The organism is uncultured Methylobacterium sp. (assembly GCF_964244095.1).
In the GTDB taxonomy this organism is placed as follows: domain Bacteria; phylum Pseudomonadota; class Alphaproteobacteria; order Rhizobiales; family Beijerinckiaceae; genus Methylobacterium.
This window is the reverse complement of record NZ_CAXTHR010000020.1, coordinates 1-13691: the sequence shown is the minus strand read 5'-3', so window position 1 is coordinate 13691 and position 13691 is coordinate 1. Positions and strand designations below refer to the sequence as shown.

At 72.6% G+C, this 13691-nt stretch carries 15 protein-coding genes; 6 read left to right on the top strand and 9 right to left on the bottom strand.

Annotation, left to right across the window (positions count from 1 at the left end; translation table 11 throughout):
* Positions 1–219 precede the first annotated feature (219 nt).
* Together ACFE86_RS05340 and ACFE86_RS05335 are read left to right on the top strand one after the other, a co-directional pair.
* The gene (locus tag ACFE86_RS05340) at positions 220–711 is read left to right on the top strand and encodes a YcgN family cysteine cluster protein (RefSeq protein ID WP_375454286.1); all 492 of its coding nucleotides are present in this window, start codon (positions 220–222) and stop codon (positions 709–711) included.
* 127 nt (positions 712–838) lie between these two features.
* The gene (locus ACFE86_RS05335; protein ID WP_375454285.1) at positions 839–1345 is read left to right on the top strand and encodes a ferritin-like domain-containing protein; all 507 of its coding nucleotides are present in this window, start codon (positions 839–841) and stop codon (positions 1343–1345) included.
* Positions 1346–1353: 8 nt separating this feature from the next.
* On the opposite strand, the gene ACFE86_RS05330 is transcribed toward ACFE86_RS05335, so the two are convergent.
* The 7 genes from ACFE86_RS05330 to zwf form a co-directional block, all read right to left on the bottom strand.
* Positions 1354–2016, bottom strand: a complete 663-nt coding sequence (locus ACFE86_RS05330) for an NrsF family protein (RefSeq protein ID WP_375454284.1) — start codon at positions 2014–2016, stop codon at positions 1354–1356.
* Positions 2009–2578 carry an RNA polymerase sigma factor gene (locus ACFE86_RS05325; RefSeq protein WP_375454283.1) on the bottom strand — a complete coding sequence of 190 codons (570 nt, stop codon included), beginning with the start codon at positions 2576–2578 and terminating at the stop codon, positions 2009–2011. Before ACFE86_RS05325 ends, ACFE86_RS05330 begins: the two co-directional genes overlap by 8 nt.
* 328 nt (positions 2579–2906) lie before the next feature.
* Complete coding sequence (locus ACFE86_RS05320) at positions 2907–3434, bottom strand: phosphate-starvation-inducible PsiE family protein (RefSeq protein WP_375454282.1); 528 nt, start codon at positions 3432–3434, stop codon at positions 2907–2909.
* A 116-nt stretch (positions 3435–3550) separates the two neighbouring features.
* Positions 3551–4108, bottom strand: coding sequence for a DUF4337 domain-containing protein (locus tag ACFE86_RS05315; protein ID WP_375454281.1), 558 nt, complete (start codon positions 4106–4108; stop codon positions 3551–3553).
* Positions 4109–4200: 92 nt separating this feature from the next.
* On the bottom strand, positions 4201–4392 hold the full coding sequence (locus tag ACFE86_RS05310; protein WP_375454280.1) for a hypothetical protein: 192 nt from the start codon (positions 4390–4392) through the stop codon (positions 4201–4203).
* A gap of 287 nt (positions 4393–4679) precedes the next feature.
* Positions 4680–5009: a hypothetical protein gene (locus ACFE86_RS05305; RefSeq protein ID WP_375454279.1), complete on the bottom strand. Its 330-nt coding sequence runs from the start codon at positions 5007–5009 to the stop codon at positions 4680–4682.
* The gene (gene zwf, locus ACFE86_RS05300) at positions 5006–6478 is read right to left on the bottom strand and encodes a glucose-6-phosphate dehydrogenase (protein WP_375454278.1); all 1473 of its coding nucleotides are present in this window, start codon (positions 6476–6478) and stop codon (positions 5006–5008) included. The genes ACFE86_RS05305 and zwf overlap by 4 nt, the downstream gene beginning before the upstream one ends.
* A 258-nt stretch (positions 6479–6736) precedes the next feature.
* Here zwf and ACFE86_RS05295 point away from each other — a divergent pair, with 258 nt between their 5' ends.
* Both ACFE86_RS05295 and ACFE86_RS05290 read left to right on the top strand, forming a co-directional pair.
* Complete coding sequence (locus tag ACFE86_RS05295; RefSeq protein ID WP_375454277.1) at positions 6737–7045, top strand: hypothetical protein; 309 nt, start codon at positions 6737–6739, stop codon at positions 7043–7045.
* A gap of 62 nt (positions 7046–7107) precedes the next feature.
* On the top strand, positions 7108–7503 hold the full coding sequence (locus ACFE86_RS05290; protein ID WP_375454276.1) for a hypothetical protein: 396 nt from the start codon (positions 7108–7110) through the stop codon (positions 7501–7503).
* A 39-nt stretch (positions 7504–7542) separates the two neighbouring features.
* Here the strand turns inward: ACFE86_RS05290 and ACFE86_RS05285 are convergent, their stop codons facing one another.
* A complete protein-coding gene (locus tag ACFE86_RS05285) occupies positions 7543–9216 on the bottom strand; it encodes a formate--tetrahydrofolate ligase (protein ID WP_375454275.1) in 1674 nt (557 codons plus the stop codon).
* Positions 9217–9545: 329 nt separating this feature from the next.
* Positions 9546–9767: a heavy-metal-associated domain-containing protein gene (locus tag ACFE86_RS05280; RefSeq protein ID WP_375454274.1), complete on the bottom strand. Its 222-nt coding sequence runs from the start codon at positions 9765–9767 to the stop codon at positions 9546–9548.
* A gap of 217 nt (positions 9768–9984) precedes the next feature.
* On the opposite strand from ACFE86_RS05280, the gene ACFE86_RS05275 reads away from it, so the two are divergent.
* Together ACFE86_RS05275 and ACFE86_RS05270 are read left to right on the top strand one after the other, a co-directional pair.
* On the top strand, positions 9985–11397 hold the full coding sequence (locus ACFE86_RS05275) for an EAL domain-containing protein (protein ID WP_375454309.1): 1413 nt from the start codon (positions 9985–9987) through the stop codon (positions 11395–11397).
* A 454-nt stretch (positions 11398–11851) separates the two neighbouring features.
* On the top strand, positions 11852–13691 hold a 1840-nt coding region (locus ACFE86_RS05270), incomplete at its 3' end, for a transglycosylase domain-containing protein (protein WP_375454273.1).

Here is a 13691-nt window from a genome sequence, read left to right as displayed (position 1 = left end):
GGGGCCGCCTTCGGGAAGAGAGCCCGCCTTCGGGACGTCCGGGCGCCGGGTTAGGCGTGCGCGCCGCCGATGGCAATCGGCGGGGCGCTCAGCTCGGGGCTCCGAACGCAGGTCGACGACACATACGAGACCCCGGGCGCGCCGGCGGCGCGGTTGCACCCCGCGCCGGCATGCGGCACAGGGGGGGCATCAGCCCCCGAAGCGTGAGAGGTGTTCCCGATGGGGAGCCCCAAGGCCGCCCGCGCGGACGCCGCGGCGCCGTTCTGGCAGGAGAAGTCCCTCGATGCGATGAGCCCGTCCGAGTGGGAGAGCCTGTGCGACGGCTGCGGGCGCTGCTGCCTGCTGAAGCTCGAGGACGAGGATACCGGCGAGGTCCACCACACCGACGTCGGCTGCACCCTGCTCGACGGGCACGGCTGCCGCTGCCGCGACTACGCCCGGCGCCAGGTCCGGGTGCCGGACTGCGTGCGCCTGACGCCGGAGGCGGTGCGCACGATCCCGTGGCTGCCGCCGACCTGCGCCTACCGGCTGGTGCGCGACGGCGAGCCGCTGTTCCCCTGGCATCCCCTGATCTCGGGGCGGCGCGCCAGCGTGCACGAGGCCGGCATCTCGATCCGCGGGCGGATGTCGGGCAACGAGGAGGAGTTCTCCGACGACGAGCTGACCGACCGCATCGTCGCGTGGCCGGCCCTGCGCCCGGACGCGGACTGACGCGCCGCCGCCGGACCGCGGCCCGGGACGTTCAGGAACCCGTGGCGGCGCTTCCGGGTTTCCCCGGACAAGCCGCCGGACACGACGAACTGTTCCGGGGCAAGCTCAAGCATACGGAGTACGCGCCATGGGTCTCTTCACCACGCCGATCAAGACGCTGGACGACCTGTTCACGCACATGCTGCAGGACATCTATTACGCCGAGCAGCAGATCGCCAAGGCCCTGCCGAAGATGATCGACAAGGCCGGCGCGCCTGCGCTGAAGCAGGCGTTCGAGAAGCACCTGCACGAGACCGAGGCGCAGGTGACCCGCCTGGAGGCGGTGTTCGGGTCGCTGGGCAAGCCGGTGAAGGGCGTCACCTGCGCCGCGATCGACGGCATCATCTCCGAGACCAAGGAGATCATGGGCGACGTCGGCGACCCGGAGGTCATGGACGCGGCGCTGATCGCCGGCGCGCAGGCGGTGGAGCATTACGAGATCACCCGCTACGGCACGCTCGCCGCCTTCGCCAAGCAGCTCGGCCATGCCGAGGCCGCCGGCCTGTTGGAGAAGACGCTCACCGAGGAGAGCGCCACCGACGCGGCGCTGACCAAGCTCGCCGGCGCGGGCGTCAACCGCAAGGCCGCCGCCTGACGCCGTCCCTATCGGCCGGGGCGCGGGCCCCGGCCGAGCAGGCGCCCGCCGGCCAGACCGTTGAGGCCAATCACCCCGAGCACCGTCACGGCGTGGATCGCGAGGTCCGTCGCCGTCGCGTCGTGCGGATGGAACGGCACCAGCAGCGTCGCTGCCGCCGCCGCGGCGGCGAGGCCGCCGAGCGCCGCGGTGAGGTTCGGGTGCAGCGGGCAGGCCCGGCGCAGCATCGCCACGAGCAGCACCGAGAGCGGCAGCGAGACGCCGACGAGGAAGGCGAAGCAGCCGCCCGCGTCGCCGTCGGCGAGGTCGGTTCCGGGCGCGCCCCAGCCGCGCAGGCACCCGAGCCCGCTCGCGCCGATCCACAGGGCGGCGGGTGCCACCGGCAGCAGCGCCCAGCGCAGCGACCGGCCGGGCACGCTGGTGACGAAAGCGGCGAGCGCCGCGGCGACCGCGGTGAGCCCGGCACCGAGGGCGGCGACGCGCAGGTCGGGGGTGCCGAGCCGGGCGTGCAGGCCGGCCGTGTCGGCCATCGGCATCAGGACCACCGCGAGCCCGAGCACGGCGGCGAGCCACGCCAGCGCGCGCAGCATCGGCGCCGGCAGCGGCCGCACCGGCTCCAGGCCGCCGACGAGGGCGTCGACGAGGGCATGGTGACGCACGGGCTCAGACATCGCCCGCATCCTTGTCCCGCGACAGCGTCTCGCGCAGCGCCTTGAGCGCGCGGTGCAGGTTGACCTTGAGCGCCCCCTTGCTGCGCCCGGTGAGCGCGGCGGCGTCCTCCAGCGAGCGTTCGGCGTAGGCGAGCTGCTCCACCGCCTGCCGCTGGCCCGCGGGAAGGGCGGCCACGGCGCGGGCAAGTTCGGCGTTGCGCTGGCGCGCCTCGATCCCATGGCCGGGCGCGGGGCCGGCATCGGCATGGGCCTCGTAGGCGGACGGATCGTGGACCTCCCGCGGCCGGCGGCCCGCCCGGCGCAACCGGTCGATCGCCCGGCACCGGGTGATCGCGCGCAGCCACGGCAGGAACGGCCGCGCCGGGTCGTAGCTCGCCCGCGCCCGGTGGATCGTCAGCAGCGTGTCCTGCACCACGTCGTCGACCGCCTCGCCGCGCACACCCTGCGCGCGGGCAATCCCGGCGATCACCGGCAGGCAGGCGTCGAGCAGCCTCCGGTAGGCCGCCGCGTCGCCCCCCTGCGCCGCCGCCATCGCGGCCGCGAGACTGTCTTCGAGCGCCATCGCCGCCCTGTCGCCGCGCCGTGCGCCGGCGGCAGGTTCTAGCGCAGGACCGCCCCCGAGGGAACGCGCCCGCAGCACAGGCAGGGCGCCGGGGCAGAGGGCGGGCAGGAACATCGGGAGCCTCGGGTCGGGGCGCACGCCGCCTCGGGCCAGTTCGCCGCGGGGCCGGCGCGGTTACAGTGCCGCCGGGCGACGACCCGCGGCGGGCCGCTCGGCGCCGGGCGCAGGGGTGGCGACGCCGGATGCGGCGAGGCGGCGCGGCGGACGAGACGGCGCGGGGCGCGTCTCCGGGCGGGTCCACCGGGCTTTGCGGGCGTCCCGCCCGCGCTCACCCAGTGTTCGCCTCGGTCTCCTCGCCCACGGGGCCGCCATCGGTGCGGGCGCGGTGGAGCAGGAAGATCGAGGCGACCATCGTCAGGATCAGGCCGGCGAGCACGGCGAGCTCGATCATCGAGGCGCGGAACAACGCCTCCTTCTCCGCCGTCCAGTCCTTGCCGTGCGTGATCTCGGAGGATTGCAGGGTGATCACCAGCACCCGCCGGATCGAGGCGATCAGCCCGACGATCAGGAACGGCTCGCAGGTGAGGCGGCCCGAGCGCATCGAGACCCGCACCGTGTGCAGGATCTCGACCAGCATCAGCAGGAACAGCAGGCGGTCGACCACTTCGAGCGTCTGCTCGGCGCCGCCCATCGCGCGCAGGGCCACCCAGGTCAGCCCAACGGCGTCGATCAGCGCGATCAGCGCGGTGAGCGCCAGCAGCAGCCCGAGGGCTGCGTAGATCGCGTGCTCGGTGTGCAGAAAGACGAAGCTCGACGCCCGCGTCAGGCGCCCCTGGGATTCGGATTCGTCGGCCATGGGTCCTCCCGGACGGTGGAACACCTTCGTTCCCGCGCGCCGGCATCCGGGGCGCGGGAGATTGCCCCAACGAGGTCGGATGAGACAGGACAGGACGGTCGGCGTCCAGCCGCCGTTCAATGCAGGAACGGCAGCGCGTGCGGCGCGAGGTAGCCGAACCCGAGCAGCACCGCGCCGGCCGCACCCAGGAAACCGCCGACGAAGACCAGGGCGACGATGCCGGTGATGACCTCCGCCGAGGCCAGCACGATGCCGATCTGGAAGGCGGCGGACGCGAGCTCGTAATGGTGGTAGCGCAGCAGGGAGAGGTCGCGCTGGCCCTGGGCGGCCTTGGCCTTCTCGGCGAGCTCCTTGCGGCCCTCGCCGGTGGCGGGCTCGGACTCCCAGCGGGCGATGGTCTTGGCCCAGTCCGCGCGCTTGGCCGCCACCGCGTCCGGGTTCGGCCCGGGCGGGATCAGCGCGAGCGCCTCGTCGGCGGTCTTGAGCACCGTGGCGCGGATGGTGCGCGCCTGGAAGAACGCCCACTGGTTGGCCGCCTCGACGTTGGCGCCGATGGCGTCCGTCTGCGCCGCCTTGCCCAGCGTCTCGCTGAAGGCGAGGAACAGCGCCAGCACCGAGATCAGCAGCGCGACGCGCCGGTTCGAACTCCCGCCCGCTCCGTGACCACCCGACATCGTTGCCCGTCCCGCCGCCTGGATTCGTGGTGGCTGTCAGAGCGCATCGCGGCCGGTGATGCAATCCAAGCATCGCGCCAAAGCATCGCGCCTCACGCCGAGCGGCGCTCGCGCTCGATCCGGCGCGCCAGCCGGGTCGCGCCGTAGATCGCGCCGAGGTGACGGCGCGCCGCGTGGACCGGGGGCGCCTCGCGCTCGGCATGCGCGGCGGCGATCACCCGCAGGGTCGCGGCGACCGAGCGCGCGAGGCGGTGCTCGGCGGCGGTTCCGGTGGTCTCGTTCATGTGCGTGCCCCTTGCTCGTGCCCCTTGGGCCTTTGGGCCGCCGTCGCGCCCTCTCGCGGGGCGGCGTCGGCGGTCGAGGCGAAGCATCCGGGGCCGGGTTGGCCGGAACAAGGCAGCTTGGCCGCAACGGCTCGCCCGATCGGACGGATCGCCGTCGGCGGGTTCCGGTCTCGCTCCCGGGTTTCGCAGGAGGATACGGTTTCCGTCGAAGGGGGCGGTGATGCTCCGGTGTCCGGGACCCGGCTCCCCCGAGCGCCCCCTTCTCCGCTGCGGGGGCGGGCGGTCCGTCAGGGTCCGTCGCGGCCCTCGCGCAGGGGCTCGACGCAGCGGTAGCCGACGAAGCACTGCCGCACGTCGCGGGTGGCCTCGTAATCGGGCCGCGTGGTCAGCTCGAGGGCGCAGAAGCCGCCGTCGCGCACGATGCGCTCGTAGGTAAGCGGGCCCGTGGTCATCACCACGGCGCCCTCGCGCAGGACGAGGGCGGAGGCCGCCGCGCAGGTCAGGTCGCGGGTGTCGGGCCGGCCCTGCGCCAGCGCCGGGAGCGCAGGGAGGACGAGGGCGAGGACGAGGGCGAGGGCGGCCGAACGACGCCGCCGGCGCGAGGCGGGACGGCTCACCGCAACTCCTCGTGCCAGGTGCGGCCGTCGCGCTCGATCAGCGCGATGGCCGAGGTCGGGCCCCAGCTTCCCGACGGGTAGGGGCGCGGCGCTTCGCGGCGCTCGGCCCAGGCCTTGAGCAGGCTGTCGGCCCAGGCCCAGGCGACCTCGACCTCGTCGCGGCGCATGAACAGGGTGGCGTTGCCGCGCACCACGTCCATCAGCAGGCGCTCGTAGGCGTCGGGGTAGCGTTGCTTGAAGGTCTCCTCGAAGGAGATGTCGAGGTTGGTGGGCCTGAGCCGCATGCCGCCGGGGCCGGGGTCCTTGGTCATCACCTCGAGCTTCATGCCCTCCTGCGGCTGGAGGCGGATGACGAGGCGGTTGGGCTCGCGCCCGAACGCTTCCTCGGGGAAGATCGAGAACGGCGCGGCGCGGAACTGCACCACGATCTCGGAGAGCTTCTGCGGCAGGCGCTTGCCGGTGCGCAGGTAGAACGGCACGCCGGCCCAGCGCCAGGACTGCACCTCGACCTTGCAGGCCACGAACGTCTCGGTGCGGCTCTCGGACCCGAGCTCGTTGAGGTAGCCGTCCACCGGCTTGCCGTCGACGGCACCCGCCACGTACTGGCCGCGCACCGTCACCTGCTGCACGTCGCCGGCCGTGATCGGTTTCAAGGCGCGCAGCACCTTCAGCTTCTCGTCGCGCACCGAGTTGGCGTCGAGGTTGAGCGGGCTCTCCATCGCGGTGAGGCAGAGCAGTTGCAGGATGTGGTTCTGCAGCATGTCGCGCAGCGCGCCCGACGTGTCGTAGTAGCCGGCCCGGCCCTCGACGCCCACCGTCTCGGCCACCGTGATCTGGACGTGGTCGATGACGTCGGCCGTCCACAGCCGGTCGAAGATCGTGTTGGCGAAGCGCAGCGCCAAGAGGTTCTGCACCGTCTCCTTGCCGAGGTAGTGGTCGATCCGGAAGATCTGCTCCTCGGGAAACACCTCGCCGACCGCGTCGTTGATCGCGCGGGCCGACTTGAGGTCCTTGCCGATTGGCTTTTCCAGCACGACGCGGGATTTCTCGCCGACGAGGCCGAACTTGGCGAGGTTCCGGCAGATCGCGCCGTAGAGGTCCGGCGAGGTCGCGAGGTAGAACGGCCGCACCTGACCGGGCCGCTCGTCGAGCTTTGCCACGAGCTCGCTCCAGCCGCTCTCGCCGGCGCCGTCGACCGGGACATAGTCGAGGTGGTCGAGGAACGCGGCGAGCGTCGCCGGATCGAGGTCGCCCGCCGGCACGAAGCGTTTCAGCGCGTCCTGCGTGCGGGCGCGGAACGCCTCGGCAGACAGCTCCGAGCGCGAGGCGCCGATGATCCGGCTGGTGCCGGGGATCTGCCCGTCCCTGTAGCGGTGGTACAGGGCCGGTAGCAGCTTGCGGGTGGTGAGGTCGCCGGTCGCGCCGAACACGACGTAGTCGAACGCGGCGACGGGGATGATGGTGGCCAAGGGGCTGCTCCCGGTTGCGTGCGGCGTCGCGGATGCCCGCCGGCGCGCCGCGCGCCGCCCGTCCCTCACGCCCTGCGATCTAGGCTTCTGCAATTGCTTCGCCAGCCTGCGATCGCCTCGCCGGTGCGCGGGATGTCCGCCGGCGGGCGCATCCTCGGCATCAGATCTCCTTAAGCACGAAGCTTGACCGGATCTTCAGCCCGCGGGGCCAGGGTGCGAATCCGAACGCGTAGCGACCAAGACGAGGTTGGTCCGGCCATGCCCCGTGGATACCGCACACACGAATCCGGCGACCGCTTCGAGCGCGAGGCCGAAGAATGGGACGACGACCGCCGCCCGCGCCGCCGCGGGCCGCTCGCGCGCCTCGTCTCGCTCGTCAAGCTCGCGCTGTTCCTGACGCCGGTGACGCTGTTTGCCGCGAGCTACCTCGTGACCGATTGCGGGTCGCGCGCGGGCAGCGGCCTCGTCCAGATGTTCAGGGCCGGCGCCTGCGCCCGCGGCGCGATCCTCAGTGGCGCCCTGTCGCTGCCGGACGACCTCGGCGCACTCCGCCGCGCCATGCACTGAGCCGCCGTCCCCGCATCTCTTGTCCCTGCGTCTCTTGCCACCCGGACCCATACGAGCCCGCCATGCAGAGCCTCTCCGCCGACCCCGCATCGCCGCCCGCCGCCACCGATGCGGACAGGCTCCGCGCGCGCCTGAACCGAGTCGTGCCGGTGGCGGTCGACCTCGACCGGCCCCGGCACGACGAAGCGCCGCCGCGCCGCCGGCAACCCGCCACCGCCGGCGGCCGCGGCTTTCGCCTCGGCTGGGTGGGCTGGCTGGCGATCGAGTGCGCCGCCGCCGTCCTGATCCTCGGCGCGGTGATCGCGTGGCCGCCGGTCGAGGCCTGCCGCGACCAAGAGCGGAAGACCGGGTTCTACACCGGCGACAGCCTCAACAAATGCATCCGGCGCGGCATCGCCGCGCGCATCGACTGGGCGGACCAGCGCCTCAAGATGGCGATCCGCGGCTCGGGCCGCTGATCGCGGGTGCGCTCGGGCGCGGCTCTCGCGGAACGATGCCTAGAACAGCCCGTCGATCTGCCCGTGTTCATCGAGCCGGATCGTGTCGGCGGCGGGCACCCGCGGCAGGCCCGGCATGGTCATGATCTCCCCGCAGATCACCACGACGAAGCCGGCGCCGGCCGAGAGCCGCGCGTCGCGCACGCCGACGAGGTGGCCGTCGGGCGCGCCGATCAGGCCCGGATCGGTGGAGAACGAGTATTGCGTCTTGGCCATGCACACCGGCAGCCCGCCGTAGCCGTCCTTCTCGAAGGCGGCGAGCTTGGCCTGGGCCTTCGCCTCGATCTGGATGTCGGCCGCGCCGTAGAGCTTGGTCGCGATCGCCTTGATCTTGTCGGTAAGCTTGGCCTCGGCCTCGTAGGTGTAGGTGATCGGCCTCGGCGTGCCGTCGGCGAGCTTGACCACCGCGTGGGCGAGCGCCTCGGCGCCGGCGCCGCCCTCCGCCCAGTGCTTGCAGGTGATCGCCTCAACGTCGAGCTTTTGCCGGCAAAGCTCCCGGAGCTTGGCGTGCTCCGCGTCGGTGTCGGCGTAGAAGTGGTTCACCGCGACCACCACCGGCAGGCCGAAGCCGCGCACGTTGGTGACGTGCCGGGCGAGGTTGGCGAAGCCTTTTTCCAGGGCGGCGATGTTCTCCCCGCCCAGGTCCTTCTTGTTGACGCCGCCGTGCATCTTCAGCGCGCGCACGGTGGCCACGATCACCACCGCCGAGGGCGCGAGGCCCGCCTGCCGGCACTTGATGTCCAGGAACTTCTCCGCGCCGAGATCGGCGCCGAAGCCCGCCTCCGTCACGGTGTAGTCGGCGAGCCTCAAGCCCGCGCGGGTGGCGATCACCGAGTTGCAGCCGTGGGCGATGTTGGCGAACGGCCCGCCGTGGATCAGCGCCGGGTTGCCCTCCAGCGTCTGCACGAGGTTGGGCTGGAGCGCGTCCTTCAGCAGCACCGTCATCGCGCCGGTGGCCTTCACGTCCTTCAGGGTGACGAGCTTGCGCGCGCGCGTCTCGGCGACCACGATGCGGCCGAGCCGCTCCTCCAGGTCGGCGAGGTTCTTCGCGAGGCAGAACACCGCCATCACCTCGGAGGCGACGGTGATGTCGAAGCCGTCTTCCCGCGGAAAGCCGTTGGCGACGCCGCCGAGCGACTGGGTGATGGCGCGCAGCGCCCGGTCGTTCATGTCGACCACCCGGCGCCAGTGGATGCGGCGCACGTCGATGTCGAGTTCGTTGGCCCAGTAGACGTGGTTGTCGATGAGCGCGGCGGCCAGCGAATGGGCCGCGGTGATGGCGTGGAAGTCGCCGGTGAAGTGCAGGTTGATCTGCTCCATCGGCACCACCTGCGCCCTGCCGCCGCCGGCAGCCCCCCCCTTCATGCCGAAGCAGGGGCCGAGCGAGGGCTCGCGCAGGCAGATCATGGTCTTGGCGCCGATGCGGTTGAGCGCGTCGCCCAGGCCCACCGTCGTCGTGGTCTTGCCCTCGCCGGCCGGCGTCGGCGAGATCGCGGTGACGAGGATCAGCTTGCCCTCCGGCCTGCCTTCGAGCCCGGCGATGTAGCCGTGGTCGATCTTGGCGATGTGCCGGCCGTAGGCATGCAGGGCGTCGTCGGGGATGCCGAGCTTTTCGGCGACCTGCGCGATCGGCTTCAGCGTCGCCGCGCGGGCGATCTCGATGTCTGAGGGCATGGTTTCCTCACCTGTGGCACGAGGGCATCGTGTGGCGTCCGGCCGCCGGCTGTTGCCGTGCGGTTTGCGTGAGGCCAAGCCCGTGGACCGGCCCATCCTCTCATCTTGCGCGAAGCCCCGGCGAAAAGCGCGTCGGATTTTTTCGCTGTGCCGACAAATTCGGTTTGGTTTTCGCTGCGCTTACGGACCGTATCGGCCCGGCGGTCCCACAGCGACGTTCGGACGAGGCGAAAGCCCCCATGCTCGGGCGGGTTTGTGGATGCACGCCACGCGGCGCGGCGACCGCCGCGCATCGCCTCGTCCCCGCTTGCGGTGAGGGACACGCGCCCTCACCCCGTCATCGCGGCGGCCGTGTAGCCCGCCCGGGTGAGGGCGTCGGCCACGACGAGGCTCTGCGCCCGCGTCCGGATCGCGACGCGCTCGTGCGCGCGGTCGACCTCCACCGCCGCCGCCGGGTCGATCCGCCGGACGATGCGGCGCACCGCCTCCGCGCAGCCGTCGCAGGTCATGCCCTCGACCCGCATCAGCAGGTCGCTCGCGCCCTCGTCCATGTCACGGGCTCCGCCGGTTTGCCTGCGGACAAGGTCGGGCGCGGGCCCCGCGGCGGCAAGGGCTGCATGTCACACCCCGGTGAAATCCGCGGGCGCCCGGCGCCTCCGCCTTGCGGCGATGCGGCCCCTCGGCGACAAAAGACGGCCCCGCGACCCGGCCAGGGCCGGTCGGCGGGCGATCGTGCAAATCATGAAGGACCGCGTGGCGAACCGTCCGATGGCCCGGAACTTCGGCCGGCATGCGAGCCTGTGGGCGACGGGGCTGCTCGGGCTCGTGGTGCTCGGGCCGCTCGCCGCCCTGCTGCCGGCCGTCGGCGCCCTGGCGCTGGCGGCGCTGGCGGCTTTGGGGGCGCTCGCGGCGCACGCCCGCGCCGCCGGGCTCAAGGCGCGCTGCGAGAAGCTCTCGGCGGAGCTCGACACGCTCTCCCGGCGCCTGCTCCGGGCCGAGGCCGCCGGGCGGCCGGAGCCGGGGCTGGCCGGGCTCCCGCGCGAGGTCGACGAACTCACCGTCGAGATCGGCCTGCTCAGCGGCATCGTGCGCGACCTCGCCGCCGTGGTCGGCACGCAGGACGGCGAGGTCGCGCGGCTGAAGGCGCAGGCCGCCGCGCTCGCCGCGGCGAGGCCGGCCCCCGCCGCGACGCCAACGCCCCCTCTCACGCCCCCTCCGGCACCCACTCCGGTCGTCCCCGCGCCGCCCGTCCCCGTCGCGCGGGCGCCGGAGCCGGCCCCGATGCCGGTGCCGCGCCTGTTCCCGCCGCGTCCGCCGCAGGCCGCGTCCGCCGAGGACGCGGCGGTGATCGCGGCCTTCGACGGCGACGGGCTCGAGGTCCACCTCCAGCCGGTGGTGACGCTGCCGCAGCGCAAGGTCGCCTCCTACGAGGCGCTGGCGCGGCTCCGGGTCGGGGGCGCGGTGCTGGCGCCGGACGCGTTCCTGCCGGTGCTGGAGCGGCACGGCCGCTCGACCGAGCTCGACCGGCGGATGCTCCAGCGCGTCGCCACCATCGCCCGGCACCTCGTCGGCCGCGGCAGCGAGGCGGCGGTGGCCTACGGGCTGTCGCCGCTGTCGCTGTTCGAGCCCGGTTTCCTGCGCAGCCTCGCCCGGCTGGTCGCCGCCGAGCCGGGGCTCGCGGGCCGCCTCGTCGTGGCGCTGCCGCAGGCGAGCTGGCGCAACCTCGACGCCGAGCAGGCCGGGGCGCTCGCCGCCCTGAAGGGGCGGGTCGGCTTCGTCCTCGACCGCCCGAGCGACCTGCGCTTCGACGCCACCGCGCTCGCCGGCCACGGCGTCGGCCAGATCAAGGTCCCGGCGGACCTGCTGCTGCGCCCCGGCCCGGCCCGGCGCAGCCTGTCGGACATCGCGATCGAGGACCTCGTCGCCGCGCTGGCTCGGGCCGGCATCCGGCTGGTCGCCGCCGAGGTCGCGGCGGAGGCCGACGTGCCGGACCTGATCGACCTCGACGTGCCGTTCGCGCAAGGCGCCGTCTTCGCCCCGCCGCGCCCGGTGCGCGCCGACGTGCTCGCCGCGCCGCCCCCCGCCCCGCCGGTCCCCGCCGCCCCGACCGCTGCCGAAGACCCGCCCGAGCCGGCGCCGGAACGCCGCCCGTTCCGGGCGTTCCTGCGCCGCGCGAGCTAAGCAGGCCTTCGTGGCCTCGCCCACGAAGGCCTGCTTCGATCTCTTTGTTGCCGCATCATTTTCTTCCCGCGAACCGGCGACCACTTCGCGCAATGATGCTTAGAGCCGCGCCCGATCACGTTGGATCGGGTCGCGACTCTAAGGTCCTGTTTTGACGCGCATTCTTGCGACGAACCGGTACCCGCTTCGTCGGACTGCGCTCTAGGTCCCGGATCGGGTTCCGCTGACGCTCAACCCGTCCGGGAAAACGGACGCTGCATCGGCCGAACCATTCAACTAGATATCACGTGTGTCGTAACCTGCGTTCGGAGCCCTGCCGGCGCTGCGGGTGACGACGGATAGGCCTCGCGGACGGGCGTGCGGCTTGCTATGACGGCGCGGGCCGTGGGCATCGTCCAGCCGCGGCGGCGCGCCCAGACCGTTCCCGGGGGTCGTAGAGAGCCGGATACCCGTCGTGCGCCTGCCGAACGCCACCGCGATCCTCACCCGCATCAAGCGCGCGTCGCTGGCCTTCGACGCGTGGGTCAACGCGAGCCTCTACGACGGCGGCGTCTCCGGCGGCGAGGCCTACGGGCGCTTCCAGGAGCGCATGCGCGCGTTCTCGGTCCGCGGCTGGAAGCGCGTCGCGCTCGACCTCGCGAGCGAGGGCGTGACGCTCGGCACCGGGGCCGCGATCCTGATGCTGGCGCTGGCCCAGCCCGCCTTCAACCTGACGAGCGACAACTGGCTCAAGGCCCAGGACCTCGCGGTGACCTTCCTCGACCGCTACGGCGCCGAGGTCGGGCGGCGCGGGATCAAGCACGACGACTCGCTCAAGCTCGACGAGTTCCCCGACATCATGATCAAGGCGCTGGTCTCCACCGAGGACCGGCGCTTCTACGAGCACTGGGGCATCGACCCGATCGGCACGCTGCGCGCCGTGGTCTCGAACTCGCGCGGCGGCGGCAACACCCAGGGCGGCTCGTCGATCACCCAGCAGCTCGCCAAGAACCTGTTCCTGACCAACGAACGCTCCCTGGAGCGCAAGGTCAACGAGGCTTTCCTGGCGCTCTGGCTCGAAAGTCACCTGACGAAGAATGAAATTCTAAAACTCTACCTCGACCGGGCCTACATGGGCGGCGGCACCTTCGGCGCGGTGGCGGCGGCCGACTACTACTTCGGCAAGCCGTTGAAGGACATCAGCCTCGCCGAGGCGGCGATGCTCGCCGGCCTGTTCAAGGCGCCGACGAAGTACGCCCCCCACGTCAACCTGCCGGCCGCGCGCGCGCGCGCCGTCGACGTGCTGCACAACATGGTCGAGGCCGGCTTCGTCACCGAGGGCCAGATCCAGACGGCCCTGCGCAACCCGGCCACGCCCGTGACCCGCACCCGCGACATCACCGCCGACTACTACCTCGACTGGGCGTTCGGCGAGATCAAGGCGCTGGCCGATTCCGGCAAGCTGAAGACCGACCGCGTGCTCACCGTGAAGACGCCGCTCGACGTCGGCATCCAGAAGCGGGCCGACCAGGTGGTGGCCGATACCCTGCGCAAGTCCGGCGAGGCCTACGAGGTCGACGAGGCGGCGATGGTGATCCTCGACCCCGATGGCGCCTTGCGCGCGATGGTCGGCGGCGCCGATTACGGCGAGAGCCAGTTCAACCGCGCCACCGACGCGCTGCGCCAGCCCGGCTCCTCGTTCAAGCCCTACGTCTACGCCGCGGCGCTGGCCTCGGGCCTGTACCGGCCGGACACGGTGGTGGACGACTCAGCCGTCTGCCTCGGCAACTGGTGCCCGCAGAACTACGGGCGCTCGTATTCCAGGCGCCAGCCGCTGTGGCTGGCGGTGGCCAAGTCGATCAACACCATCCCGATCAAGGTCTCGATCGCGCTCGGCAAGGCGGCCGGCATCAGGGGCGACTTCCCGGCGGCGAAGGCGGGCCGGGCCAGCATCATCGATACGGCGCACCGCATGGGCATCACCACGCCGCTCGTCGACTCGGTGTCGCTGCCGATCGGCTCGGCCGAGGTCACGGTGATCGACCAGGCGGCCGCCTACGCGGTGTTCGCCAACGGCGGGCGCAGGGCCAAGCCCTACGCGGCGATGGAGGTGAAGAACTCGAGCGGCGAGACGATCTACCGGCACGCCGACGAGCGGCCCGAGCAGGTGCTCTCGACGCAGGTCGTCGCCGACATGAACTACATGCTGAACAAGGTGGTGGAGGAGGGCACCGGGCGGCGCGCCCAGTTGGAGGGCATGAAGGTCGCGGGCAAGTCCGGCACCACCAACGCCTACCGCGACGCGTGGTTCGTGG